Consider the following 1,136-nt stretch of genomic DNA (forward strand, 5'->3'; position numbering starts at 1 on the left):
GCCATTTGCCAGCACTCCCCCAAGCGCCTCGGAACGGACGCTTGACCAGCATCGATTCGTGATCTTGGTCGGTTCGCGATCCGAAAGCGATCCGAGCGCTGACCTTCAGCAACAACACTCCGCCCCGGCCCACACCCCAAACCAGCCGATCGAGTGAGTTTGGTCACATAGAAGCAAAAAGGCCGCCTCCCACAGTGGAAGGCGGCCTGTTTTTCGACCCGGTGAGGCGGCGGTTACTCCCCGCCGTAGACCTTCGGATCCAGGGTGCCGATGTAAGGCAGATCGCGGTACCGCTCGGCGTAGTCGAGGCCGTAGCCGACCACGAACTCGTTCGGGATGTCGAAGCCGACGGCCATCACGTCCACCTGGGTGCGCAACGCGTCGGGCTTGCGCAGCAGCGTGACGACCTCGAGCGAGGCCGGATTGCGGCTGGACAGGTTGCGCAGCAGCCACGACAGCGTCAGGCCGGAGTCGATGATGTCCTCGACGATCAGCACATTGCGCCCGGCGATGTCCTTGTCCAGGTCCTTCATGATGCGCACCACGCCCGAGGACGAGGTGGAGGAGCCGTACGACGAGACGGCCATGAACTCCATCTGCGTCGGCACGGTGAGCTTCTTGGCCAGGTCGGTCATGAAGAAGATCGCGCCCTTGAGCACGCCCACCAGCAGCAGGTCACCCTCGGGGGCATCGGCGGGATACCGTTTGGCGACCAGTTCGGCCAGTTCCTCGACCTTGGCGGCGATCTCTTCCTCGCTGATCAGCACCGACGCGATGTCGTCCCCGTACACGTCCGCTGGTTTCCCTTCAGTCGACCCGACTGTGACTCTTGCAATGAACGGGTTCACTCCGACCCGAGTATGAGCCTGCCATGTTCACGCGCGGCAACCAACCTGGTCCCGCTGGGTGAACCACCCACCGCGACCCCGCCCTGCCCACGCCACCGCGTGACCAGCGCTTCCACCGCGCGTAAATTGCTGTCCGTCAATGATTTTGCGCCACGTTCGAGCAGCCACGCGCGAATGACGCGGCGCCGGATCGCGGGTTCGGCAGTGGCGAGCGTCTCGATCCCCAGCCCGTCACCCACCCGCGCGGCCACCAGCAACCGACCGGCGAGCGCGTCCAGCACGGCCGAG

Annotated in this window: 2 protein-coding genes; both read right to left on the reverse strand. The window is 64.9% G+C overall.

The annotated features are described in order from the left end of the window. Positions 1-233 precede the first annotated feature (233 nt). A complete protein-coding gene (gene hpt / locus ACIRS4_RS38210) occupies positions 234-791 on the reverse strand; it encodes a hypoxanthine phosphoribosyltransferase (protein ID WP_357087534.1) in 558 nt (185 codons plus the stop codon). A 53-nt stretch (positions 792-844) separates the two neighbouring features. Then, a partial coding sequence (locus tag ACIRS4_RS38215) for a TilS substrate-binding domain-containing protein (protein WP_404204877.1) occupies positions 845-1,136 on the reverse strand: 292 nt, incomplete at its 5' end.

The sequence above is a fragment of the Streptomyces sp. NPDC101166 genome (assembly GCF_044768125.1).
In the GTDB taxonomy this organism is placed as follows: domain Bacteria; phylum Actinomycetota; class Actinomycetes; order Streptomycetales; family Streptomycetaceae; genus Streptomyces.